The sequence below is a fragment of the Bordetella trematum genome (assembly GCF_900078335.1).
Taxonomy (GTDB): Bacteria; Pseudomonadota; Gammaproteobacteria; order Burkholderiales; family Burkholderiaceae_B; genus Bordetella; species Bordetella trematum.
Window position 1 is genome coordinate 286042 of sequence record NZ_FKBR01000011.1, and the last position, 23378, is coordinate 309419.

At 66.0% G+C, this 23378-nt stretch carries 23 protein-coding genes; 16 read left to right on the top strand and 7 right to left on the bottom strand.

Annotated elements, in window-relative coordinates; translation table 11 throughout:
- Window positions 1-7: 7 nt before the first annotated feature.
- On the bottom strand, window positions 8-910 hold the full coding sequence (locus A7V84_RS05505) for a TPM domain-containing protein (protein ID WP_033534325.1): 903 nt from the start codon (window positions 908-910) through the stop codon (window positions 8-10).
- Complete coding sequence (locus A7V84_RS05510) at window positions 907-1500, bottom strand: LemA family protein (RefSeq protein ID WP_025514981.1); 594 nt, start codon at window positions 1498-1500, stop codon at window positions 907-909. The genes A7V84_RS05505 and A7V84_RS05510 overlap by 4 nt, the downstream gene beginning before the upstream one ends.
- A 265-nt stretch (window positions 1501-1765) precedes the next feature.
- On the opposite strand from A7V84_RS05510, the gene A7V84_RS05515 reads away from it, so the two are divergent.
- The 4 genes from A7V84_RS05515 to A7V84_RS05530 are packed head-to-tail and all read left to right on the top strand — an operon-like array spanning window position 1766 to window position 6206.
- The gene (locus A7V84_RS05515; protein ID WP_063492555.1) at window positions 1766-3223 is read left to right on the top strand and encodes a DEAD/DEAH box helicase; all 1458 of its coding nucleotides are present in this window, start codon (window positions 1766-1768) and stop codon (window positions 3221-3223) included.
- A gap of 28 nt (window positions 3224-3251) precedes the next feature.
- The gene (locus A7V84_RS05520; RefSeq protein WP_025514979.1) at window positions 3252-3881 is read left to right on the top strand and encodes a LysE family transporter; all 630 of its coding nucleotides are present in this window, start codon (window positions 3252-3254) and stop codon (window positions 3879-3881) included.
- A gap of 23 nt (window positions 3882-3904) precedes the next feature.
- Window positions 3905-5512 (top strand): peptide chain release factor 3, encoded by a 1608-nt coding sequence (locus A7V84_RS05525; RefSeq protein ID WP_063491674.1) that lies wholly within the window; start codon window positions 3905-3907, stop codon window positions 5510-5512.
- Window positions 5513-5546: 34 nt separating this feature from the next.
- A complete protein-coding gene (locus tag A7V84_RS05530) occupies window positions 5547-6206 on the top strand; it encodes a hypothetical protein (RefSeq protein ID WP_033534324.1) in 660 nt (219 codons plus the stop codon).
- Between the two features lie 65 nt (window positions 6207-6271).
- On the opposite strand, the gene bfr is transcribed toward A7V84_RS05530, so the two are convergent.
- From bfr to rpoN, 3 genes are all read right to left on the bottom strand, one after another.
- Window positions 6272-6748: a bacterioferritin gene (gene bfr / locus A7V84_RS05535; RefSeq protein ID WP_025514976.1), complete on the bottom strand. Its 477-nt coding sequence runs from the start codon at window positions 6746-6748 to the stop codon at window positions 6272-6274.
- A gap of 359 nt (window positions 6749-7107) precedes the next feature.
- Window positions 7108-7386, bottom strand: a complete 279-nt coding sequence (locus A7V84_RS05540; protein ID WP_033534323.1) for a (2Fe-2S)-binding protein — start codon at window positions 7384-7386, stop codon at window positions 7108-7110.
- A 109-nt stretch (window positions 7387-7495) separates the two neighbouring features.
- Window positions 7496-8905: an RNA polymerase factor sigma-54 gene (rpoN, locus tag A7V84_RS05545; protein WP_459562052.1), complete on the bottom strand. Its 1410-nt coding sequence runs from the start codon at window positions 8903-8905 to the stop codon at window positions 7496-7498.
- Window positions 8906-8921: 16 nt separating this feature from the next.
- Between rpoN and A7V84_RS05550 the strand changes: the two genes are divergently transcribed.
- Window positions 8922-9569, top strand: a complete 648-nt coding sequence (locus A7V84_RS05550) for a hypothetical protein (protein ID WP_082832945.1) — start codon at window positions 8922-8924, stop codon at window positions 9567-9569.
- Window positions 9570-9946: 377 nt separating this feature from the next.
- A complete protein-coding gene (gene leuA, locus A7V84_RS05555; protein ID WP_025514972.1) occupies window positions 9947-11650 on the top strand; it encodes a 2-isopropylmalate synthase in 1704 nt (567 codons plus the stop codon).
- 51 nt (window positions 11651-11701) lie between these two features.
- Here the strand turns inward: leuA and A7V84_RS05560 are convergent, their stop codons facing one another.
- The gene (locus tag A7V84_RS05560) at window positions 11702-12991 is read right to left on the bottom strand and encodes an amidase (protein ID WP_025514971.1); all 1290 of its coding nucleotides are present in this window, start codon (window positions 12989-12991) and stop codon (window positions 11702-11704) included.
- A gap of 243 nt (window positions 12992-13234) precedes the next feature.
- Between A7V84_RS05560 and A7V84_RS05565 the strand changes: the two genes are divergently transcribed.
- The 10 genes from A7V84_RS05565 (at window position 13235) to A7V84_RS05610 (ending at window position 22971) form a co-directional block, all read left to right on the top strand.
- Entirely contained in the window at window positions 13235-14278 is a 1044-nt protein-coding gene (locus A7V84_RS05565; RefSeq protein ID WP_025514970.1) for a LacI family DNA-binding transcriptional regulator, read from the top strand.
- Window positions 14275-15273: an ABC transporter substrate-binding protein gene (locus tag A7V84_RS05570; protein ID WP_033534320.1), complete on the top strand. Its 999-nt coding sequence runs from the start codon at window positions 14275-14277 to the stop codon at window positions 15271-15273. Before A7V84_RS05565 ends, A7V84_RS05570 begins: the two co-directional genes overlap by 4 nt.
- A complete protein-coding gene (locus tag A7V84_RS05575; RefSeq protein WP_025514968.1) occupies window positions 15273-16088 on the top strand; it encodes an ABC transporter permease in 816 nt (271 codons plus the stop codon). The genes A7V84_RS05570 and A7V84_RS05575 overlap by 1 nt, the downstream gene beginning before the upstream one ends.
- A 5-nt stretch (window positions 16089-16093) precedes the next feature.
- Window positions 16094-16885 (top strand): ABC transporter permease, encoded by a 792-nt coding sequence (locus tag A7V84_RS05580; RefSeq protein WP_025514967.1) that lies wholly within the window; start codon window positions 16094-16096, stop codon window positions 16883-16885.
- 5 nt (window positions 16886-16890) lie between these two features.
- The gene (locus A7V84_RS05585; protein WP_033534319.1) at window positions 16891-17874 is read left to right on the top strand and encodes an ABC transporter ATP-binding protein; all 984 of its coding nucleotides are present in this window, start codon (window positions 16891-16893) and stop codon (window positions 17872-17874) included.
- An 8-nt stretch (window positions 17875-17882) separates the two neighbouring features.
- Entirely contained in the window at window positions 17883-18704 is an 822-nt protein-coding gene (locus tag A7V84_RS05590; RefSeq protein WP_025514965.1) for a phosphodiesterase, read from the top strand.
- Between the two features lie 162 nt (window positions 18705-18866).
- Window positions 18867-19922, top strand: a complete 1056-nt coding sequence (locus A7V84_RS05595) for an ABC transporter ATP-binding protein (protein ID WP_025514964.1) — start codon at window positions 18867-18869, stop codon at window positions 19920-19922.
- A gap of 58 nt (window positions 19923-19980) precedes the next feature.
- The gene (locus A7V84_RS05600) at window positions 19981-21276 is read left to right on the top strand and encodes an ABC transporter substrate-binding protein (RefSeq protein WP_025514963.1); all 1296 of its coding nucleotides are present in this window, start codon (window positions 19981-19983) and stop codon (window positions 21274-21276) included.
- Between the two features lie 13 nt (window positions 21277-21289).
- Window positions 21290-22165 carry a carbohydrate ABC transporter permease gene (locus tag A7V84_RS05605; protein ID WP_025514962.1) on the top strand — a complete coding sequence of 292 codons (876 nt, stop codon included), beginning with the start codon at window positions 21290-21292 and terminating at the stop codon, window positions 22163-22165.
- A complete protein-coding gene (locus tag A7V84_RS05610; RefSeq protein ID WP_025514961.1) occupies window positions 22162-22971 on the top strand; it encodes a carbohydrate ABC transporter permease in 810 nt (269 codons plus the stop codon). The genes A7V84_RS05605 and A7V84_RS05610 overlap by 4 nt, the downstream gene beginning before the upstream one ends.
- Before the next feature lie 22 nt (window positions 22972-22993).
- On the opposite strand, the gene A7V84_RS05615 is transcribed toward A7V84_RS05610, so the two are convergent.
- Window positions 22994-23311 (bottom strand): hypothetical protein, encoded by a 318-nt coding sequence (locus A7V84_RS05615; RefSeq protein WP_025514960.1) that lies wholly within the window; start codon window positions 23309-23311, stop codon window positions 22994-22996.
- Window positions 23312-23378: the final 67 nt, after the last annotated feature.

Genomic DNA, 23378 nt, shown 5'->3' on the forward strand with positions numbered 1-23378 from the left:
GGGCCTGCTACCAGCGGCCCGAGGCGCCGCCTCCGCCACTGCGCCCGCCGCCGCCGCTGAATCCGCCGCCGCCGCCACTGCTGCGCCCGCCGCCGAATCCCCCGCCAAAGCCGCCACCGCCACGCCCACCGCCGCCACCGCCGCGGCGGTTGCGCAGGGCACGCTTGAGGCCGGTCAAGCCCAGTATCCAGCTCAATGCCGCCACGCCCACTCCCGCGCCCAGGCCCACCAGCAGGCTGCCGCTCACGAAGGCGCTCGCCACGCCGGCGAACAGGCCGCCGACCAGCGGCGGTGCCGCCACCAGCACCACCAGCAGGAACAAGCCGACGTCCAGCAGGTTTTCCCACAGCGATCCGCCGGAGGAGGCCTGGCTCTCCTGCGGGGGTGGCGGCGGAAGCGATTCTCCATCGATCAGGGCGATCAGGGCCTGCACGCCCGCCTGGATCCCGGCGGCGTAGTCATCCTGCCGGAAATGGGGGATCACCTGCTCGCGAATGATGCGTCCGGCCAGCACATCGGAAATGGCGCCCTCCAGGCCATAGCCGACCTCGATGCGCATGGCGCGGTCATCCTTGGCCACCACGAACAGCACGCCGTCATCGATCTTGCCGCGGCCCAGGCGCCATTGCTCAAAGACCCGCGTGGCGAACTGCTCGATGCTCTCGGCGCCCGTGGTCGGCACGATCAGGACCGCCAGCTGCGCCCCTTTGCGCGCCTGCAGCGCGGCCAGCTCCTCGTCCAGGGCCTGTCGCTGCGCCGGCGCCAGGGTGCCGGTCAGGTCGGTGACCCGCTGGGTCAGGGCCGGCACCGGCGTCTCGACGGCCGCGCCGGCCGGCCCGCCCGCCATCAGCAGGCAGGCCAGCAGCCCGAACAGCATCCCCAGGAGAGATCTGCGTGCGACGAGGATCATTGGTTGCTGAACTTCACTTCGGGCGGACGCGAAATGGCCGCCTCATTCTCGACGCCGAAATTAGCCTTGGGCGCGTAGCCGAAAATCTTGGCGGTGATCACCCCCGGGAACTGACGCACCAGCACGTTGTAATCACGCACATCCTGCACGTAACGCCCGCGCGCCACGGCGATGCGGTTCTCGGTGCCTTCGAGCTGTACCTGCAGGTCGCGGAACAGGCCATCGGCCTTGAGCTGGGGATAGTTCTCCGACACGGCGATCAGGCGCGAAAGCGACGAGCTCAGACCCGCCTGCGCCTGCTGGAAACGCTCCACGGCCGCGGGGTCTTCCAGCTGATCGGCGGTGATCTGCACGCTGCCCACCTTGGCGCGCGCTTCGGTCACCTGCGTGAGCACCTCACGTTCATGGGTCATGTAGGCATCCGCCACCTTGACCAGCTGCGGCACCAGATCGGCCCGGCGCTGATACTGGTTAAGCACCTCCGACCACGCCGCCTTGACCTGTTCATCGGCGGCCTGCATCGCGTTATAGCCGCAACCCGACAACAGCATCGTCAGGGACAGCATCCAGGACCAGGCCAGCACACGCATCGTTCGCATAAGATTCCCCAGGGTGAAAACTCTCGCATTACAGCACCAAAGGCAGCGACAAGTGTATCGCTGCCTGTTACAGCTTCGTCCATCGATAACGGGCGCTTCGGTTACAATCCACAGCCGTGTGCATTGCCAATCAGCACACGTCTCAAGGCGCCAAGCCGCCGTGCCGGATTCCAAGCCGGCATATCCTGTTCTCCTCGTTCGTCCGCCTGGATTGGAGTCTCTCAACTTGAGCGACGGGCTGCCGCTGGAGTTGTTGTTGTCTACCTATTCTTCTTTCGCCGACCTCGAGCTGGCTGACACCCTTTTGCGTGCCATCGCCGAAACCGGCTATACCGCCCCGACGCCCATTCAGGCGCAGGCCATTCCCCAGGTACTCAAGGGCGGCGACCTGCTTGCCGCCGCCCAGACGGGCACCGGCAAGACCGCCGGCTTCACCCTGCCCATCCTGCATCGCCTGATGCAGAACAAACCCGCCAAGCGCACGCCCGGCCGGCCGCGCTGCCTGATCCTGACCCCGACCCGCGAACTGACCGCCCAGGTGGCCGAGTCGGTGCAGGTCTATGGCAAATACACCGGCCTGAGCTCCATGGTCATGTTCGGCGGTGTGAACATCAACCCGCAGATCAGCGCGCTGCGCAAGCCCCTGGACATCCTGGTGGCCACCCCGGGCCGCCTGCTGGACCACGCCGGCCAGAAAACCATCGACCTCTCGGGCGTGGAAATCCTGGTGCTCGACGAAGCCGACCGCATGCTGGATATGGGCTTCATCCGCGATATCCGCAAGGTGCTGGCGCTGTTGCCCAAGTCGCGTCAGAACCTGCTGTTCTCGGCCACCTTCTCCGACGAGATCCGCGAGCTGGCCCGCGGCGTGCTGAACAATCCGGGCGAAGTGTCCGTGACCCCGCGCAACACCGCCACCGAACTGGTCACCCAGACGGTTCACCTGGTCGATCAGGCGCACAAGCGCGACCTGGTCAGCCACCTGATCCGCGAAAGCGGCTGGCATCAGGTGCTGGTGTTCACCCGCACCAAGCATGGCGCCAACCGCCTGGCCGAAAAGCTGGTCAAGGACGGTCTGTCGGCGGCCGCCATCCACGGCAACAAGAGCCAATCGGCCCGCACCCGCGCGCTCGCCGGCTTCAAGGACGGCAGCGTCGCCGTGCTGGTCGCCACCGATATCGCCGCACGCGGGCTGGACATCGACCAGCTGCCGCAGGTGGTGAACTTCGAGCTGCCCAACGTGCCCGAAGACTACGTGCACCGCATCGGCCGCACCGGTCGCGCCGGCGCCACGGGCGCAGCGGTCTCGCTGGTCGACGACAGCGAGATCAAGCTGCTCAAGGCCATCGAGCGCCTGATCAAGAAACCCATCGAACGCCGCACCGTGGCCGACTGGACCCCGCCGGTCGGCGGCGCCGAACGCGACGACGACGACCGTGATCGTGAACGCGGCCCGCGCGGACGCGGCAATGGCGGCGCACGCGGCAACGGTGGGCGCGGCGGCAACGCTGCGGGCGCCCGCAGCGGTGGTGGTGGTGGCAATGGCCGCGCGCCGCGCAATGAAGGCCGCAGTGCTGCGCCGCGCAGCGCCAACAGCAGCGCCGCCCGTGCCCCGGCCCCGGGCGCTTCCCGCGAAGCCCGCCCGGCCGCCAAGCCGGCAGCGTCCCGCAATCCCCGCAACGCTCCCGGCCGGGGCGTGCTGCTGGGCAAGTAAACCGCCAACCCTGCGCTAGGAACGCGCCATGAGCCTCTCGACCTGGTTGACCTTTTTCGTGGCTGCCTGGGCCATCTCGTTCTCTCCCGGAGCGGGGGCCATCTCAGCCATGTCATCCGGGCTCAAATATGGCTTTGCGCGCGGCTACTGGAACACGGCCGGGCTCATCCTGGGCATCCTGTTCCAGTTCCTGGTGGTAGCCGTCGGGCTGGGCGCGGTGCTGGCCACCTCGGAGATGGCCTTCTCGGTCGTCAAGTATCTTGGGGTGGCCTACCTGATCTACCTGGGTGTGCGCCAGATCCGCACCGATGCCGCGCCGGTCGCGGTCGACACCGGCAACCCCCGGCAGTTCTCCATCCGCGAGCTGGTGCTGCGCGGGTTTCTCATCAACACGATGAACCCCAAGGGCACCGTGTTCCTGCTGGCCGTCGTGCCGCAATTCGTCGATCCGCTGCGCCCCCTGACCGCGCAGTACGCGGCGCTGGCCGGCACGCTGGTCTTCACCGATCTGGTCGCCATGGGTTGCTATACCCTGCTGGCGGCCAAAGTGCTGCGCCTGCTGCGCAGCGCCCACCATATCCGCTGGATGAACCGTATCTTCGGCTCGCTGTTCATCCTGGCCGGGGTGTTCCTGGCGACTTTCCGCCGTCACACCTGATTGCGAGCGCTTCTATAACCGCTATGAACCTCACTCAAGAAGTCGCGCGGCGACGCACTTTCGCCATCATTTCCCACCCCGACGCGGGCAAGACCACGCTGACGGAAAAACTGCTGCTGTTCGCAGGCGCCATCCAGATCGCCGGCAGCGTGAAGGCTCGCAAGGCCTCGCGCCACGCCTCCTCCGACTGGATGGAGATCGAAAAGCAACGCGGCATCTCGGTGGCCTCCTCGGTCATGCAGATGGAGTACCGCGACTGCATCATCAACCTGCTGGACACCCCGGGCCACCAGGACTTCTCCGAAGACACCTATCGGGTGCTGACGGCGGTCGACGCCGCGCTCATGGTGATCGACGCCGGCAACGGCGTGGAGCCGCAGACCAAGCGTCTGCTGCAGGTCTGCCGCGCACGCAACACCCCCATCATCACCTTCATCAACAAGCTCGACCGCGAAGTGCGCGAGCCGCTGGAACTGCTGTCCGAGATCGAAAGCCACCTTGGCATGGACACGGTGCCATTCTCCTGGCCGGTGGGCATGGGCAAGTCCTTCGGCGGTGTGTTCGATATCCGCCGCGACCGCATGCGCCTGTTCCGCCCGGGCCAGGAGCGCCGCGACGATGACGACGCCTTCATCCAGGGCCTGAACAACCCGGAGATCAGCCAACGCTTCGGCCAGGCCTTCGAGCAGGCCAGCGGCGAGATCGAGCTCATCACCGAGGCCTCGCCGCCGTTTGACCATGCGGCCTTCCTGGCCGGCAAACAGACGCCCGTATTCTTCGGTTCGGCCATCAACAACTTCGGCGTGCAGGAAGTGCTGGACGCGCTGGTGGAACTGGCGCCGGCGCCCGGGCCGCGCCACGCCATGGAGCGCGAGGTCCAGCCCGAGGAGCCCAAGTTCTCCGGCGTCGTGTTCAAGGTGCAGGCCAACATGGACCCGGCCCACCGCGACCGCGTGGCGTTCGTGCGCGTGAGCTCGGGCCGCTTCGAGCGCGGCATGCGCCTGAAGGTGGCGCGCACCAACAAGGAGATGCGCCCCAATAACGTGGTGTCCTTCCTTTCGCAACGCCGCGAACTGCTGGACGAAGCCTATGCCGGCGACGTGATCGGCATTCCCAACCATGGCGTGCTGCAACTGGGCGACGTGCTGACCGAAGGCGAAACCCTGCACTTCACCGGGCTGCCTTTCTTCGCACCGGAACTGTTCCAGGCCGTCGAAGTGAAGGATCCGCTGCGCACCAAGCAACTGCGCGTGGGCCTGACGCAGCTGGGCGAAGAGGGCGCCATCCAGGTGTTCCGCCCCGAAGTCGCCGGCGGCGCGCTGCTGCTGGGCGCGGTCGGCCAGTTGCAGTTCGAAGTGGTCGCTCACCGCCTGAAAACCGAGTATGGCGTGGACGCCCGATTGATGCCTTCACGCTACACCATGGCGCGCTGGATCACCTCCGAAAACCCCAAAGCCTTGCGCAAGTTCATGGATGCCAATGCTGCCCATATCGCCTATGATGTGGTCGACGCTGCGGCGTTTCTCATCGGCTCGCCCGCGCAATTGCGCGTGGCAGAAGAACTGTATCCGGAAGTGAAATTCCACGCGATGCGCGAGCATAGCGGTAAGGTTTTCGGAGAGCAGGCCTGAGCCGATCAGCGCCGCAACACAAACGAGGGTAGCAATGTCTTGGCGTCTATTGTTCGCAACGCTTCTGATTGCCCTGGGCATCGCGGCCTGGGGAGGTCTGCAACTCGGAGACTGGCTGGTGGCCCATGCGCCGGCCGCCAGTGCCGCGCCTGGCCAGGATCCGCTGGGCAGCGAGCAGGTCATTCTCGACGCCAACGGGCGTCCTTATGTCGCGCAACCGCCACAACCCCGGGTCGACGGCACCCTCGGGGTGCCGCATCAGCCGGCAGCCCACGAATGGGCGGTGAACACCGTCTCGCTGTTCGACAGCAACACCGATCCTTCCGTGAACATCTCGCGCGGCAGCATCTCCATGGATCGCGCCCGCCAGCTGGCCGCCGGCTCGGACCTGCCGACCGGCCCCTCTGACGTCTCGACGCTGGATCTGGCCCAGCCGCCCGGCATCGCCCCCCCGGCAAACGCGCCGATCCAGCAGGGTGTGGCGCGCATCAACCCGCCGGTGGCCCTGGATACGCCCCGGAATGCCCCCCGCGCGGCCGGCAACTGGCAGGATCAGCTGCGCCAGGAACTCAACCACTGCGCCACGATGGGCTTTTTCGAGCGCCCCAGTTGTGCCTGGGCCGCCCGCAACAAGTACTGTGCCCCCAACAACGCCTGGGGCACGATCTCGGAATGCCCGCGCCGGCACGAGTGAAGCGATCACGCCAGAAAAAAGCCCGTTTCATATGAAACGGGCTTTTTTCTTCTTGCCGGCGGGTTTTAGTCGTCGGCTTCCATCTGGGTCTGCAGGTAGTTCTGCAAGCCGACCTGGTCCACCAGGCCGATCTGGGTTTCCAGATAGTCGATGTGCTCTTCGGTGTCATCGAGGATGTCCTGCATCAGGTCGCGCGAAACGTAGTCACGCACCGACTCGCAGTGGGCAATGCCTTCCTTCAGGGTGGCCTGCGCGGTCAGTTCGACCTTCAGGTCACAGGCCAGCACCTCGGGCACGTTCTCGCCGATCAGCAGCTTGTGCAGATCCTGCAGGTTGGGCAGACCGTCCAGCATGAAGATGCGCTCGATCAGGCGATCGGCGTGCTTCATTTCCTCGATCGACTCTTCGTATTCATGCTTGCCCAGCTTCTTGAAACCCCAATGGTTCAACATGCGGGCATGCAGGAAGTATTGGTTGATCGCGGTCAACTCGTTGGTCAGCTGTTTGTTGAGAAACTGGATAACCGTTTTATCGCCCTTCATGATGTACTCCTAATCTGGCGGATCGGCGCGCTCCTGGCGCGTGCAACCCCGGCAGACTACCATCGCGGGCAGCCCATCGCCTAGCGTTCGGCCCTATTTGGTAAATGGCTGTGCGAGCGCGATCCGAAAGCGGTTGGCGAATAAGAATGAATAGCGGTATTTGATGCAATGGCGCACGCTTTGCGCATCCATGCGGCCTGGAGGAGGCCGGATGAACCCTTGCCGACTTCTTTTGCCCGCCATGACGGGGGATTTCAGGCGCCAGCCCGGGGAATTTCAGGGCGTTTGGCGGGGTGAAAATAAACAACGCCTGCCGACCGTGCGTCGGACGGCAGGCAGACCAATGCGGCGGACAGCGATCAGCCGACGGCGGCGCGGGCCAGCGACGCGGTATTGGCGGCAGGCTGCTCGGCGTCGATGACGGCCGTGGGCTGGCTGACGGGCACCGCAATCGAGCGCACATCGCAAACGCTGGAGGCGCGTCCGCCGGGCAGGTATTCGCAGGCCGTGGGGCCGCAGCGGCCGCAGCAGGAAGCCACGCCCAGCTCGAATTGGAGATCGCCCAGCGACGTCGCACCTGCGTCCACGCAAGCGCGGACTTGGCGTTCAGTGACGGCGTTGCAGATACAAATATACATGAGAACAATTATCACCAATAACTGTGGCGTGTGCAAGTACTGGAGATGAATTCTGATGCTGCGCCGCCGCATGTAAGCGGCTGATAAATAGGGACAATCTTGATGCCGATCAACGCCCCGCCTGCGCGCGCCGTACCGTCGCCGGCGCGATGCGCAGCAGTTCACGGTACTTCGCCACGGTGCGTCGGGCGATCACGATGCCTTTGTCGGCCAACTGCTGGACAAGCTGGCTATCCGAGAGCGGCCGGCCCGGCTCCTCCTCGGCCACCATCTGCCGGATATGCGCCTGCACGGCCGTGGCCGACGTCGTCTCGCCGCTCTCGGTCGCCACGCCGCTGCCGAAAAAACGCTTGAGCTCCATGGTCCCGTACGGCGTGAGCATGAATTTCTGGGCGGTGGCGCGCGAAATGGTCGACTCGTGCAAGCCCAGTTCGCCGGCAATGTCCTTGAGGATGAGAGGACGCATCGCGGCAGGCCCTTCGCTGAAGAAGGCCGCCTGATGCGCCACGATGGCCTGCGATACCCGCAGGATCGTATCGAACCGCTGCTCGACGTTGCGTATCATCCAGCGCGCCTGCTGCAACTGGCCTTGCAGGCTGGCATAGGCGCTCTCGCGCCGGTTCGCCAGCAGGTTGGCGTAATGCTGATTGATATGCAGGCGCGGCATGACCGCCGGATTGAGCACCGCCTGCCATCCTGCGGCGCGGCGATGCACCAGGACATCGGGCACGGCAAAATCGGCCGCCGGGGCCGTCCAGGCCCGCCCCGGACGCGGGTCCAGGCGCACGATCAGGGCGCGCGCAGCCCGCAGGGTAGCGTCATCCACCGCCAGAGCCTCGCGCAGCCGCTGCGGGTTGCCGGCAGCCAGCAGCGGCAAATGGCCGGCGCACAGTCGCCTGGCGCACTCCAGCACCTGGACGTCGGCCGCCTCGGGCAGGCATGCGGTATCCGGCTGGCGCAATTGCAGCGACAGGCACTCGGCCAGATCGCGCGCGCCGACGCCCGGCGGCTCGAAAGACTGCAACAGTCGCAATGCGGCACGCAGCTCGTCGTCGTCGATGTCCAGTTCGACCGGCAACCACTGCCGGATTTCCTCCAGCGGCGAGGCCAGATAACCGTTGTCGTCCAGTTCGTCGATCAGCAGGGCGGTCAGGGCGGCATCGCGCGGCGCAGCGCGAGTAAGCGCCAGCTGACCCAGCAAATGCTCGCGCAACGTCGTCTCGCGCGCCGCCTGGGGCAGATCGTCATCGCCGCCGCCCGCCTCGTCCAGACGCCGCTGCGACGCCTCCCAGGCATCTTCCAGCTCGGCGGCTGCGGACTCGCCCGAAGCCGCCTCGGCATCCTGCGGCGCGGCCACATCGTCCTCGGCGCGCTCCAGCATGGGATTGTCGGCCAGGGCCTGCGCAATCTCGGCCTCCAGCTCCAGCGCCGAAAGCTGCAACAATCGAATGGACTGTTGCAGCTGTGGCGTCAATGCCAAATGCTGTGAAGCGCGAAGTTCTAACGCAGGACGAGTCATAGGTACAATATTTTGCATGATGACTCAGACCTCGCCCGAACGCATCCGCCAGGACGGCCGCCAGATCGGCCAGACCCTGTTCAAACTGGCTCTGCCGCGACTGGTGCTGCGCGCCATCGTGCTGGTGATTGCCGCCGTCATCTGGCTGCTGGTCAGCTCGTGGCTGCTGTCTTTCGGCAAAACCATGAGCTTTGACAATCTGCAGAGCCTGGGCCAGCAGACCGTAGAGTTGCTGACCCGCATCAATCCCTATGTCTGGTGGGGCGTGGTGGTCCTCTGGTCCCTTATCGTCTTCTTCAGCGCCCGCGGCTGGCTCTACGCCAGTCTGGCGCGCGGTCGCATGCGGGTCGTGCCGGCGACTGAACTGGCCGCCCTGCGTGCCCGCCTGAGTCCCGAGGTAGTCGATGTGCTGCGCTGGGTGTGGGGCGAACGCGACGAACCGTTCACGATCGGCGACCTGCAGCGCAGCCACCAGGAAGTGCGCCGCAACCGCATCGGCAAAATCGCCCTGGTCCGCGAACAATCCGCCATCCTGGATCAGGCTGGCATCCCCGCCGAAGCCGTGACGCCGGCTGTCGCAGGCAGCGGCCGCAGCGAACCGGGCATGGCCCGCAGCCGGCCGGCCGGCGAGGCCACCGAGCCGCATCTCAGCCCCTACCGCTGAACATGGCGGCGCGATGCGGATTTGCGCATCGCGCCAAAATGTGTTTGACTTACGCCTATGGTCATCGCACGCAAGCCCACCCTCATCGCCGCCGGAGCCCTCAGCGCCCCGGGCTCGGCCGTGGCTGCGTCGCCCCTCTTCGCCTCGTCCATTCTGGACGCGCGCGCCATCCTAGCGCTATCGCTACACCTACCGATCGGTTGCCGGGCCTAGTGCCCAGTGGTAGCTCGGCAGCCACGCTCGCCACGCGTTTTTTTCCGCTGATTAGAATCTGAATTCGGCCGCCACCCTGGCCGACGCCGGTCTGGAACCGCCACCCCTGGTTCGCCGCGCCCGCACTGTCCCGGGATTCAACAGAAACCGTCAAAGGTGTATCGATGCTCGCCAACCCCGCTTCCAAATACGTACCCTTCCAGCCCTTCGCCCGTGACTTCTCCGAGCGTACCTGGCCCAGCCGCCGCATCACCGCTGCCCCGATCTGGATGAGCACCGATCTGCGTGACGGCAACCAGGCGCTGATCGAGCCGATGAGCGTGGAGCGCAAGGTGCGCTTCTTCGAGCAACTGATCAAGATCGGCTTCAAGGAAATCGAGGTGGGCTTCCCCTCGGCGTCGCAGACCGACTTCGACTTCGTGCGCAAGCTCATCGACGAGAAGCGCATCCCCGAGGACGTCACCATCATCGTCCTGACCCAGTCGCGCCAGGACCTGATCGACCGCACCATCGAGGCCGCCGCCGGTGCCAAGCGCGCCATCGTTCACCTCTACAACGCCTGCGCTCCGGCCTTTCGCAAGATCGTGTTCAACATGAGCAAGGACGAGATCAAGAACATCGCCCTGACCGGCACGCGCATGGTCAAGGAAGCGATGGCGCGCCATCCGGAAACCGACTGGCACTATCAGTACTCGCCCGAAGTGTTCAGCACCACCGAGCCGGAGTTCGCGCTCGAGGTGTCCAACGCCGTCGCCGAAGTCTGGGGCGCTACGCCCGAGCGCAAGATGGTGCTCAACCTGCCGGCCACCGTGGAGGCGACCACGCCCAACCTGTACGCCGACCAGATCGAGTGGATGCACAAGAACCTGGCGCGCCGCGACAGCATCATCCTGAGCGTGCACCCGCACAATGACCGCGGCACCGCCGTGGCCGCCGCCGAATTCGCCGTGATGGCCGGCGCCGACCGCATTGAAGGCTGCCTGTTCGGCAGCGGCGAGCGTACCGGCAACGTGGACCTCGTCACGCTGGCGCTGAATCTCTACACGCAGGGCGTGCATCCGGGCCTGGACTTCTCCGACATCGACGAAGTGCGCCGCTGCGCCGAATACTGCAACCAATTGCCGGTCCATCCGCGCCATCCCTATGCCGGCGACCTGGTCTTCACCGCGTTCTCCGGATCGCACCAGGATGCCATCAAGAAGGGCCTGGCGCAGCAGAAGGCCGATGCCGTCTGGGAAGTGCCGTACCTGCCGATCGATCCGGCCGACCTGGGCCGCAGCTACGATGCCGTCATCCGCGTCAACAGCCAGTCGGGCAAGGGTGGCGTGTCCTACCTGCTCGAACAGGAGCACGGCCTGGTCTTGCCGCGCCGCCTGCAGATCGAATTCAGCCGCGCCATCCAGCGCGTCACCGACGAAACCGGCCGCGAGGTCAACAGCCAGGACGTCTACACCATCTTCGCCCAGGAATACCTGGAGCAGGCCAGCCCCTGGAAGCTGATCCGCCACCGCATCGACGGCAACCCGTCGGCCGGCGAAGGCAAGCAGTTCACCATCGAAGCCGAGCTCGAGTACAACGGCGAACGCCGTGTCGTGCACGGCAGCGGCGATGGCGCCATCTCGGCCTTCGTGGCGGCGCTGGACATCCCGGTGCGCATCATGGACTACCATGAGCACGCCATCGGCACCGGCACCGACACCCGCGCGGCCAGCTATGTCGAAATGCGCGTGGGCGATTCGCCCACCGGCTTTGGCGTCGGCATCGATCGCGATATCGTGACGGCCTCGTTCCGTGCGGTGCTGGGCGCGGTGAACCGCCACCTGGCCGCACAGGCCACGCAGGCGTCCGAAGAAACGGTTGCCGCCTGAAGCGCCTGAGCCCATGAAAAAGCCGGTTCCCTGGAACCGGCTTTTTTTCGTCTAGTCGCGCTGGCTCAGAACGCGATGCATCCAGCGCGCGATGCCGAGCAGTCGATGATCGGCCTGTGGCGGCCCCACCGCCTGCAGCCCCACCGGCAGGCCCTGCGGGCCGCTGGCAAACGGCAGATGCACGGTCGGGAATCCGAACAGCGTCCAGACGCGGCAGAAGAGGGGGTCGCCCGTGCCCTGATCAAGAAAAGGCGCCTCGCCCGTGGTGCTGGGCCCCAGCACCACGTCATAGCGCTCGAACCACTGCAAGGAGCGCTGGCGCGTCAGTTGGGCGCGCGCCTGATGAACCTGGTTTTCCTCGGCCGTAATGGCTGCGCCCGCCTCGACGATGGCCATGAGCCGGGGACTCAATTGCCCCCCGTACTCGGCCCGCTCGAATGCCAGCGACCGCGCCGTCTCGAACGCCATGATGTCGGCGTGCAGTTGCACCAGGCCGCAATCCTGCGCCGGCAGTTCGATTTCCTCGACCTGAGCGCCCGCCCGGGCCAGAACGCTTGCGGCCTGCTCGAAGGCCTCGCGGGTTTCCGGCAACGCATGGCGCCACTGGAAGGTACGCAGCATGCCCACGCGAGGCTGCGGCACATCCTGAAGATCGAGCAGACGCGCATCTCCCAGCAACACCGAGGCAAGCAGGGCGGCGTCATCCACATTGCGCGCAAACCCGCCCAGGGTGTCGAGGCTGTCGCACAGGAGTTTCGAGCCGGCACGGGGCACGCGCCCGAAGGTGGGCTTGAAGCCCACGATGCCGCAATAGGCAGCCGGGCGCACGATGGATCCGGCCGTCTGCGAGCCCAGCGCCAGCGGCACCATGTCGTCGGCCACGGCCGCAGCCGAACCGCTGGATGAACCGCCCGGAGTGCAGGACAGGTTATGCGGGTTGCGCGTGGGCCCCGGCTGATAGGAGGCCAGCTCCGTGGTGACGGTCTTGCCCATCACCAGTGCCCCGGCGCTGCGGCACAGCGCCAGCGCGGCCGCATCGGCGGCCGGCTGATGCTGGGCATAGATGCTGGAGCCGTAGCGCGTGGGCAGGTCGTGCGTATCGAGCATGTCTTTCACGCCCAGGGGCAACCCATGCAGGATCCCTCGCAACGAGCCGGCATCCAGCGCCCGGGCCTGTGCCAGCACCTGATCGGGCACGAGTTCGGCCCAGGCACGCACATCGGGCTCGCGTTGTTCGATACGCGCCAGGCAGGCGCGCGCCATCTGCTCCGCGCTGAGTTCGCGCCGCTGCAGACGCTGCACGGCCTCCAGCGCACCCAATTGATTCAAAGCCTTCGCCATCTCTCCTGCATCCCCTTTCGAACGCCTTGCCCGTCATGTCCTGATCATTGGCGCAGCAGCAATTAGTGTAGGAGCAAGCCGGCGTGCTGAGCAAAAGGGAAAACCCCTTCACAGGCCGGTTTCTCCCGCAAAACCCGGCACTATCCTCGAATCTGATTTCAGTCCTGCGTCTGGAAAGCGCGCAAATGCCGTGACATATCGTTGTCACCTCATACATGCATTATTTCCCTCGGTGCTTATGCCGTGAAGTCGAAGGTCGATCATCCCATCCGTTTATCCATTGTCGAAATCGCACGCAAGGCCGGCGTCTCCAGCGCCACGGTGTCACGTGCATTCAACCGCCCCGAATTACTCAAAACCAGCACGCTTGCCCATGTCGAGAAAATCGCAGGCGAGCATGGCTTTCGACCCAATCGCGTCGGACGCAGTCTGCGCCAGGGTTCGACCCGTACCCTCGGGCTGCTGCTGCCCACGCTGAAGAATCCCGTGTTTGCCGATTGTTTTGAAGGCGCCTGCCGCCAGGCCCAGCATGCCGGCTACAGCGTCATGGTCGCCACCAGCAACTATTCCCCGCGTGATGAGATGTCGGGCCTGAAGGCCCTGATCGACCATCAGGTCGACGGTCTCATCCTGACCCTGGGCGCGGCCATCACCGGCACCCTGCAACGCTTGCTGCAGGATAGCGGCGTGCCCTACATCCTGGTCTACAGCGCCATCGAGGGCGTGCCCTCGGTCGGCATCGACGATCATCGCGCCGGCCAGGATCTCATCGATCTGCTGGTCGGCCTGGGCCACCGCCGCATCGCCTTCGCCTCGGGGCCGCTGCGCAGCTCGGACCGCGCCGTGCGCCGTCTGCTGGGCGCGCGCCAGGCCGCGCAACGCCACGGCCTGCCCGAACTCGGTCACCTGCTGATGCGGGAGCATACCCACGCGGACGCCCGTGTCGTGAAACAGGCCCTGCAGGCGGGCTCGCCGCCCAGCGCCCTGATCTGCTCCAACGACATGCTGGCGCTCTCGCTGATCGCGCGTTGCCGCCAGCTGGGCCTGCGCGTGCCACGCGATGTCTCGGTCTGCGGGGTCGATGGCATCACCTTCGGCACCATGTCCGACCCACCGCTGACCACCGTCGTACAGCCCAGCGAGGAGATCGGCCGCAGCGCCTGTCAGTCCCTGCTGATGCATCTACGCGATCAGCGCGGCATGCACTCCACGCGGGTCGCGCACCACATTTCCCCAGGCGGCACCGTCCGCCCGCTCTCTCCCCCTGACTCCGGAGGATTCCCATGAAACGCATGCTGACCGCGGCACTGGCCGCCCTGGCTTTCGCCAACGTCCAGGCCCAGACGGCCAACGCCATCTGCTACAACTGCCCGCCCGAATGGGCCGACTGGGGCACCGCCCTGAAGGCCATCAAGGCCCGGACCGGCGTGACCGTGCCGGCAGACAACAAGAACTCCGGCCAGGCGCTTGCCTCGCTGGCCGCCGAGCGCAAGAACCCCGTGGCCGACGTGGTGTACTACGGCGTGAGCTTCGGCATCCAGGCCGCCAAGGACGGCCTGGTGCAGCCCTACAAGCCCGCGCTCTGGAACGACATCCCCGACGGCATGAAGGATCCGGACGGCAAGTGGTTCGCCATCCACTCCGGCACGCTGGGCTTCATGGTCAACGTCGATGCGCTCAACGGCAAGCCGGTGCCCGCCTCCTGGGCCGACCTGCTCAAGCCGGAATACCGCGGCATGGTGGGCTATCTGGATCCGGCCTCGGCTTTCGTGGGCTATGTCGGCGCAGTCGCCGTCAACCAGGCCATGGGCGGCACGCTGGACGACTTCACGCCCGGGCTGGAGTGGTTCAGGAAAATGCAGCAGAACAAACCCATCGTGCCCAAGCAGACTTCCTATGCGCGGGTGCTGTCGGGCGAGATCCCCATCCTCATCGACTACGACTTCAACGCCTATCGCGCCAAGTACAAGGATCAGGCCAACGTCGCCTTCGTGATCCCGGCCGAAGGCACCATCGCGGTACCTTACGTGATGAGCCTGGTGGCCGATGCGCCGCACGCCGACAACGGCCGCAAGGTGCTGGATTTCACGCTCTCCGATGAAGGGCAGACCATCTGGGCAGAGGCCTTCCTGCGCCCGGTGCGCCCCGGCGTGGTGTCGCCGCAGACGCAGGCCAAGTTCCTGCCTGCCAGCGAATACGCACGCGCCAAGACGGTCGACTACGCCCAGATGGCCAACGCCCAGCGCGGTTTCTCCGAGCGTTACGCCAAAGAGGTGCAGTGATGCGTCGCCGCGGTTGGTGGTGGTTCGCGGCGCCGGCCGCGGCGGTCTTTCTCGCGTTCTGGCTGCTGCCCATGGTGGCGCTCGCGTGGCTGGGCACGGAAACCCGGGATGGCCGCTCGGCCTACCTTACCGTGCTCACCAGCTACATCTATTGGCGCAGCCTGGTCAACACAGTGCTGCTGTCGCTGGCGGCAACCGTCTTCACGCTGCTGCTGGCGCTGCCGGTCGGGCGTTTCCTGGCCTGGCACCGCAGCTTCGCCGGACGCAGCACCCTGGTGGCGCTGCTGACCTTCCCGCTGGCCTTTCCCGGCGTGGTGGTGGGCTTTTTCATCATCCTGCTGGCGGGCCGCCAGGGCATCATCGGCAGCCTCACCAAATGGATCAGCGGCGAGCCGGTGGTGTTTGCCTACGGCATGGCGGGCCTGTTCCTGGGGTATCTCTATTTCTCGCTGCCGCGCGCCATCGGCATGATCTCGGCGGCAGCCGAAGGCCTGGACAACAGTCTGCTGGAGGCCGGCCGCAGCCTGGGCGCCTCGGCCTGGCGGCGCTTCGTGGACATTGAACTGCCGGCGCTCACCCCGGCCCTGATCGGCGCCGGCGCCATGAGCTTTGCCACCAGCATGGGCGCCTTCGGCACGGCCTTCACGCTGGCCGCCCAGATCGACGTGCTGCCCCTGACCATCTACAACGAGTTCACCAACTACGCCAACATTCCCGTGGCCGCCGCACTGTCGGTGCTGCTGGGCGTGGCGTCGTGGGCGGTGATGTATGCCGCCCACGCCTATGCCGGCCAGCGCAGCGGCGCGGCGGCCTGAGTCCCATGAGCATTCTGCATTCCCGTTTCGATACACGCCTGGGCCTGGCGGTGACGCTGGCCGTGGCTTCCTTTCTCATTGGCCCGGTGGTGCTGTCGATCGTGGCCGGCCTGACGCGCAACTACTTCGTCGGACTGTCCAGCGGCCTGACGCTGCGCTGGATCGGCGAGGTGTGGGCGCTGTATGCCGACACCATCTGGCGCTCGATGCTGGTCGCCGCACTGACGCTGGTGATCTGCACCGTGCTGGGCGTGCCGTTGGCCTGGGTATTGGCGCTCTATCCGGGCCGCCGCGCGCGCGCCTTCGAGGAGCTGCTGACGCTGCCGGTGGCAGTGCCCGGCCTGGCCTCGGCCCTGGCGCTGATCATTTCGTGGGGCACCGTCAGCGGGCTGCGCAGCAGCGTCTGGTTCATCGTCATCGGCCACGTGCTGTTCACCCTGCCTTTCATGCTGCGCGCCGCACGCGCAAGCATGGGCGCCGAGCTGGCCGTGCTGGATCAGGCCGCCGCCACGCTGGGCGCAGGACGCCTGCGCCGCTTCGCGACCATCGTGGTGCCCAACGCCATGCCCGGCATCCTGACCGGCGCGCTCAGCGTGCTGACGCTGTCCATCGGCGAGTTCAACCTCACCTGGCTGTTGCATACCCCGCTGACCAAGACGCTGCCCGTCGGGCTGGCCGACAGCTATGCCTCGATGCGGCTGGAGATCGCCTCGGCCTACACCCTCGTTTTCCTGCTCATGCTGCTGCCCCTCATGGTGGGCCTGCAGTGGCTGGGCAACCGCCATTCCCGTACCTGACCGACATGACCTCCCTTCCCATCACTTTGAAGCATTGCGCCAAGACCTGGCCCGACGGCACGCGCGCCCTGCACCCGCTGGACCTGGAGATCGCCGGCGGCGAGATCCTCGCGCTGCTGGGGCCTTCCGGCTGCGGCAAGACGACGCTGTTGCGCATCATCTGCGGCCTGGAGCAGGGGGATGTGGGCAGCCAGGTGCACTACGGCAACGAAGACGTCACGGCCTTGCCGCCCGAAGCGCGCGGCGTGGGGGTGGTGTTCCAGAACTATGCGCTGTTCCCCAACATGAGCGTGGCGCAGAACGTGGCCTACGGGCTGCGCGTGCGTGGAGCGAGCCCGGCCGAACAGGCGCGCCGCGTCCAGGCCATGCTGGCCCTGGTGCGGCTGCAGGGCATGGGCGAGCGCCGGGTCTCGCAACTGTCGGGCGGCCAGCGTCAGCGGGTGGCCCTGGCGCGCGCGCTGGCCATCGAACCGCGCGTGCTGCTGCTGGATGAACCACTGACGGCACTGGACGCCAAGCTGCGCGAACAGTTGCGGGTGGAGCTGGCGCAGATGTTGCGCGAACTGGGCATTACCACCATCATCGTGACACACGATCAGGATGAGGCCATGGTGCTGGGCCATCGCATCGCCGTGATGTCGGCGGGCCGGCTCGAACAGATAGGGGACGCCCAGACCTTGTTTACCCAACCCGCCACCGATTTCGTAGCCGATTTCTTCGGCACGCTGTGTCAGGTGCACGCCGACCTGCGCGACGCCCGGCTGGTGCCGGGCGCAAGGCCGCTGCGCTTCCGGCCGCATCATGTCCGGTTGCTGCCGCCGGCCGCCGATGCGCTTGCCGCCCGCATCGACGCGCGCTTCTACATGGGCGCATCCATCCGCTTCGAACTCTCCCTGCCCGACGGCCAGCGCCTGAGCGCGCTGGCCCCGGCCGACTCGCCGCTGCAGGCCGGCCAGCACGTCAGCATCGCGCTCGACGCCCAACTTTGAGGACTCCCATGCTCATTGCACAAATCAGCGACCTGCATATCCGCATGCCTGGCCAGAAGGCCTACCGCCGCGTGGCCACCGACCGCTACCTGCCGCCGGCGGTGGCGGCGCTCAATGCGCAGCAGCCCGCCCCTGACCTGGTCATGATCACGGGCGACCTGACCGATTTCGGCCGCCCCGCCGAGTACCGCTATCTGCGCGACATGCTCGATCCGCTGCGCGCGCCGTACTATCTGCTGCCGGGCAACCACGACGAGCGCGAGGCTTTGCGCAACGCCTTCCCGGACCATGGCTATCTGCAGCAGCCCGGGCCATTCCTGCAGTACACCATCGAAGACCAGCCGCTGCGCATCATCGTGCTGGATACGGTGGTGCCGATGCAAAGCCACGGCATGCTGTGCGAGCAGCGTCTGGCCTGGCTGGATGCGCGCCTGCGCGAGGCCCCCGAGCGCCCGACGGTCATCGCCATGCACCATCCCCCGTTCAAGACCGGCATCGCCCACATGGACGCCATCGGCCTGCTCGAGGGCGCCGATGCGCTCGAATCGTTGGTAAAGCACTACAGCCACATCGAACGCATCATGGCCGGCCATTTGCACCGCACCATATTCCGCCGTTTCGGCAATACGGTGGTTTCAACCTGTCCGGCGCCGGCCCATCAGGTGGTGCTCGATCTTCGCCCGCAAGGCCCGTCAGCCTTCAATCTGGAGCCGCCTGGCTACCATCTGCACCACTGGAACGAGGGCCATCTGGTGACCCACCATGCCCATATCGGGGAATACCCGGGGCCCTACCCATTTCACGAGAACGGCGAGCTGATTGACGACTGAAATCGGCCCGTCATCTTTGCGCTGCACAATGAAAAGGATTTCAATTGCGTCCAGAATGGGAGTCCATCGTGATGGTCGTAGCGTCGATCCCTGACGCGCGGCCGGCGGCGAACCATGGCGCAGCAGTATGAGGCAGCATCCGCGCCTTTATTCGAAGAGACCATGTCGACCTTAGTTCTGGAGCGCCTGACCAAGCAGTACGCCGATACGGCGGCAGTACAGGAAGTGGGGTTTGAAGCGGCAGCGGGCAGTTTCACCGTGCTGCTGGGCCCATCGGGTTGCGGCAAGTCCACCACGCTGCGCATGATTGCCGGCCTGGACATGCCCACCTCCGGACGCATCCTGATCGGCGGCCAGGACGTCACCCAGCTGCCGCCCTCGAAGCGCCGCATTTCGATGGTGTTCCAGTCGTATGCGCTGTTCCCGCATCTGTCGGTGCGCGAGAACATCCTGTTCGGGCTGCGTGTGCGCAAGGAGCCGGCGCGCGACTTCGATCGCCGCCTGGCGCGGGTGGCCGATCTGCTGGGCCTGTCGAAGCTGCTCGATCGCAAACCCTCGCAACTGTCCGGCGGACAGCAACAGCGCGTGGCCCTGGGGCGTGCCGTGATTTCCGAAGCGCCGGTCTGCCTCATGGACGAACCGCTCTCCAACCTGGACGCGCAGCTGCGCCAGGAGATGCGCCGCGAAATCCGCGCCTTGCAGCAAGAGCTCAACATCACCATGGTGTACGTCACGCACGACCAGACCGAGGCCATGAGCATGGCCGATCAGGTGGTGCTGCTGCGCGGCGGGCGCATCGAACAACTGGCCACGCCCGATGTGCTCTATGCGCAACCGGCCAGCGAATTCGCCGCGCGCTTCATCGGCACGCCCCCGATGAATCTGCTCAAGCTCGACTCTCTGCATGGCCAGCTGGTGCTGGCCGGCACGCACGGCCCGGCCATCGCTGGCGCGCCGCCCCAGGCCAGCACGCTGGGGCTGCGGCCTGAACACATGCGGCTGGACCCGGATGGCCTGCCGGCCACGCTGGACAGCGTCGAGTACTTCGGCGCCGACTCGATCGCGGTATGCCGCATCGGCGCCAACACCGGCGTGGCCGTGCGCGTGGGCGGCCATCTGCGGGCGAACCCCGGCAGCGCCGTTGGCCTTGCCTGGGACGCCACGCAGCAGCACTTCTTCGATGCGCAAGCCCGTGCAGTAACCCCGCCGCGCGCCTGAGCGCCTGCGGCACGAGTCTGGCTCGCGCCAGTTCCTCCTCTCGAATAGGACAGTCATCATGCGACGTTTCGTTCTCAAGACCCTGGCAGCCGGACTGACCGGCCTGATCCTCGGCGCGCCCGCCATGGCCGATGGCAAGCCGGTGGAAGTCGAGTTCTACTACCCCGTCGCGGTGGGCGGGCCCATCACCAAGATCGTGGACGACATGGTGACGGACTTCCAGAAAGAAAATCCGGACATCCGCATCAAGCCCATCTATGCCGGCACTTACCAGGACTCCATCGCCAAGGCGCTGACCGCCTTCAAGGGCGGCAACCCGCCGCAACTGGCGGTGCTGCTGTCGACCGACATGTTCACGCTGATCGACGAAGACGCCATCGTGCCGATCGATGGCCTGGCCACCAGCGAGGACGACAAGAAGTGGCTGTCGGGCTTCTACGATGCCTTCATGCAGAACAGCCGCACGGGCGGGCACGTATGGGGCGTGCCGTTCCAGCGTTCGACCATCGTGATGTACTACAACAAGGACCTGTTCAAGGAAGCCGGCCTGGACCCCGAGCGCGCACCGGGCACCTGGGACGAACTGGTCGAGATGGGCAAGAAACTGACCAAGAAGGATGCCTCCGGCAACGTCACGCAATGGGGCGTCGAGATCCCGTCGGCAGGCGCCTTCGCCTACTGGCTGTTCCAGGCCCTGACCACGCCCAACGACGCGATTCTCATGAACGAGGCGGGCAACGAGGTCTATCTGGACAAGCCCGGCGCGGTCCAGGCGGCCAAGTTCTGGCACGACCTGTCGAACAAGCACGGCATCATGCCCAAGGGCACCATCGACTGGGGCACCACGCCCAAGGACTTCCTGGAAAAGAAAGCCGCCATCATCTGGACCACCACCGGCAACCTGACCAACATCCGCAAGAACGCCGACTTCCCGTTCGGCGTGGCGATGATGCCCAAGGAAAAGCGCGGCGGCAGCCCCACGGGCGGCGGCAACTTCTACATCTTCAAGGGCGCCAGCCAGGCACAGCAGGACGCCGCGCTGAAGTTCGCCAAATGGGCCACCGCGCCCGAGCGCGCCGCCGACTGGAGCATCGCCACCGGCTACGTCGCGGTCACCCCGGCAGCCTGGGAAACCGACAAGATGAAGCGCTATGTCCAGGAGGTGCCCGCAGCTGCCGTGGCGCGCGATCAGCTGGCCGTGAGCGTGGCCGAGTTCTCCACGCACGAGAACCAGCGCGTGACCAAGACGCTGAACGACGCGCTGCAGGCGGCCTTGACCAATGCCAAGACGCCGGAGCAGGCGCTGGCCGATGCCCAGCGCGAGGCCGAACGCATCCTGCGTCCGTACCGCTGACCGTCGCAGCACGATGAGCCGCTCCTTACAGGCGATCTACGGCTGGCTGCTGTTGCTGCCAGCCGTCGTGCTGCTCGCCGCGTTCACTCACTACCCGGCGCTGTCCACGCTGTGGCACAGCTTTTTCTCCACCCCGCGCGGCAAGCGGGCAGCCGTGTTCGTGGGCTGGGAAAACTATGCCGTCATGCGCGACGACCCGGTGTTCTGGAAAGCCCTCTGGAACAACCTCTGGTTCGCGCTGGGCACGATCCCGACCTCGATCGCGATCGCGCTGGCCATGGCCCTGTGGGTGAACCGCAAGCTCGCCGGACGCGGCTTTCTGCGCATGGCCTATTTCACGCCCACCGTCCTGCCGATGGTGGCCGTGGCCAATATCTGGCTCTTCTTCTATACCCCGCAGTACGGCCTGATCGCCCAGGTCATGCAGTGGTTCGGCCTGCCGGGCTACAACTGGCTCGGCAGCCGCGATACCGCGCTGCCGGCGCTGATGGTCGTGACGGTCTGGAAGGAGTCGGGCTTTTTCATGATCTTCTACCTGGCGGCGCTGCAGACCATCTCGCCGTCGCTGCGCGAGGCCGCGCTGCTGGAGGGCGCCTCGCGCTGGCAGTACTTCCGCCGCGTGCTGTGGCCGCTGCTGATGCCGACCACGCTGTTCGTGCTGGTCAATGCGCTGATCAATGCCTTCCGGCTGGTCGACCACGTCGTGGTGATGACCCGTGGCGGGCCCGACAACGCCAGCACGCTGCTGCTGTTCTACATCTACCAGGTGGGGTTCAGTTTCTGGGATACCGCCTACGCCGCCACGCTGACCGTCGTGCTGCTGGTGCTGCTGGCCGTCACCGCGCTGGTGAAATTCCGTTGGCTGGATCGCAGGACACACTACCAATGAATGCCAAGTCCGATCTCCTCGACACGCTGGGCGCCTGGATTCTGGGGCTGTTGTGGATCCTGCCGCTGGCCTATGCCATGTGGGCGGCGTTTCACCCGCCTGCCTACGCCACACGCTTTGACCTGACCGCGCCGCTGACGCTGGACAACTTCGTGCAGGCCTGGAATGCGGCGCCGTTCCCGCGTTACTTCCTCAACACCTTCCTGCTGGTGACCATGGTGCTGGCCGCGCAGCTGGTGCTCTCTACGCTGGCCGGCTACGCCTTTGCGCGGCTGGAGTTTCCGGGCCGCGATCTGGTGTTCATGCTGGTGCTGCTGCAGCTGATGATCATGCCCGACGTGCTGCTGGTGGAGAACTACCGCAGCATGAGCTGGCTGGGGCTGCGCGATACGGTGGTCGCCATCGGGCTGCCGTATTTCGCGTCGGCCTTCGGCATCTTCCTGCTGCGCCAGACCTTCAAGACCGTGCCGCGCGAACTGGAAGAAGCCGCCCGGGTGGAGGGCGCCTCGCCCATGCAGATCCTGCTCAAGGTCTACGTGCCGCTGGCCAAGCCGGTGTACATCGCCTACGGCCTGGTGTCGATCAGCCACCACTGGAACAACTTCCTGTGGCCGCTGATCATCACCAACTCGGTGGAGTCGCGCCCACTGACGGTGGGTCTGCAGGTGTTCGCCTCGACCGATCAGGGGATCGACTGGTCGATCATCACGGCGGCCACCTTGCTGTCGGCCGCACCGCTGCTGGTGGCCTTTCTGCTGTTCCAGCGCCAGTTCGTGCAGTCGTTCATGCGCGCCGGCATCCGCTAGGGCCGGCACGCCCCGGCGCAGGTCAATAACCGACGGTCAGGCCGGGCAGATCGACCGTGATGCGCGGCCGATCCAGTGCCAGCGCGGCATTCTCGGCGAATTCCCGGCCCCGGCGCTCGTCGGAAGACAGCGTGTCGTGGCCCAGCGCATCGGCCACGCCCATGATCTTGTCCAGCAACAACACCTTGCCGCTCGGACGCAGGGGTTCGCAGCCGAGCATTTCCCAGGTGCTGTCGAACCAGTCGCGCGCGGCCATGCCAGCTTGCTGGGACGGTTCGACGTGCACGCTGAAGTCAAGCGAGCGGCGGGCATCGAAAATGATGGTGACTTCGCTGCGCATGGAGGTCTCCTGGAGTTCGGATAAAGGGGGTCGGACGGATGCCGACCCGACGATGACAGACGCAGTA

Coding starts and splice junctions, on each gene's coding strand:
- A7V84_RS05560 (WP_025514971.1), bottom strand. CDS start 12,991: ATGGCGAAGGCTTTGAATCAATTGGGTGCGCTGGAGGCCGTGCAGCGT.
- A7V84_RS05580 (WP_025514967.1), top strand. CDS start 16,094: ATGAGCATTCTGCATTCCCGTTTCGATACACGCCTGGGCCTGGCGGTG.
- A7V84_RS05540 (WP_033534323.1), bottom strand. CDS start 7,386: ATGTATATTTGTATCTGCAACGCCGTCACTGAACGCCAAGTCCGCGCT.
- A7V84_RS05605 (WP_025514962.1), top strand. CDS start 21,290: ATGAGCCGCTCCTTACAGGCGATCTACGGCTGGCTGCTGTTGCTGCCA.
- A7V84_RS05530 (WP_033534324.1), top strand. CDS start 5,547: ATGTCTTGGCGTCTATTGTTCGCAACGCTTCTGATTGCCCTGGGCATC.
- A7V84_RS05575 (WP_025514968.1), top strand. CDS start 15,273: ATGCGTCGCCGCGGTTGGTGGTGGTTCGCGGCGCCGGCCGCGGCGGTC.
- A7V84_RS05615 (WP_025514960.1), bottom strand. CDS start 23,311: ATGCGCAGCGAAGTCACCATCATTTTCGATGCCCGCCGCTCGCTTGAC.
- leuA (WP_025514972.1), top strand. CDS start 9,947: ATGCTCGCCAACCCCGCTTCCAAATACGTACCCTTCCAGCCCTTCGCC.
- A7V84_RS05505 (WP_033534325.1), bottom strand. CDS start 910: ATGATCCTCGTCGCACGCAGATCTCTCCTGGGGATGCTGTTCGGGCTG.
- A7V84_RS05610 (WP_025514961.1), top strand. CDS start 22,162: ATGAATGCCAAGTCCGATCTCCTCGACACGCTGGGCGCCTGGATTCTG.
- A7V84_RS05570 (WP_033534320.1), top strand. CDS start 14,275: ATGAAACGCATGCTGACCGCGGCACTGGCCGCCCTGGCTTTCGCCAAC.
- A7V84_RS05525 (WP_063491674.1), top strand. CDS start 3,905: ATGAACCTCACTCAAGAAGTCGCGCGGCGACGCACTTTCGCCATCATT.
- rpoN (WP_459562052.1), bottom strand. CDS start 8,905: ATGACTCGTCCTGCGTTAGAACTTCGCGCTTCACAGCATTTGGCATTG.
- A7V84_RS05510 (WP_025514981.1), bottom strand. CDS start 1,500: ATGCGTGTGCTGGCCTGGTCCTGGATGCTGTCCCTGACGATGCTGTTG.
- A7V84_RS05550 (WP_082832945.1), top strand. CDS start 8,922: ATGATGACTCAGACCTCGCCCGAACGCATCCGCCAGGACGGCCGCCAG.
- A7V84_RS05595 (WP_025514964.1), top strand. CDS start 18,867: ATGTCGACCTTAGTTCTGGAGCGCCTGACCAAGCAGTACGCCGATACG.
- A7V84_RS05590 (WP_025514965.1), top strand. CDS start 17,883: ATGCTCATTGCACAAATCAGCGACCTGCATATCCGCATGCCTGGCCAG.
- A7V84_RS05600 (WP_025514963.1), top strand. CDS start 19,981: ATGCGACGTTTCGTTCTCAAGACCCTGGCAGCCGGACTGACCGGCCTG.
- A7V84_RS05520 (WP_025514979.1), top strand. CDS start 3,252: ATGAGCCTCTCGACCTGGTTGACCTTTTTCGTGGCTGCCTGGGCCATC.
- A7V84_RS05585 (WP_033534319.1), top strand. CDS start 16,891: ATGACCTCCCTTCCCATCACTTTGAAGCATTGCGCCAAGACCTGGCCC.
- bfr (WP_025514976.1), bottom strand. CDS start 6,748: ATGAAGGGCGATAAAACGGTTATCCAGTTTCTCAACAAACAGCTGACC.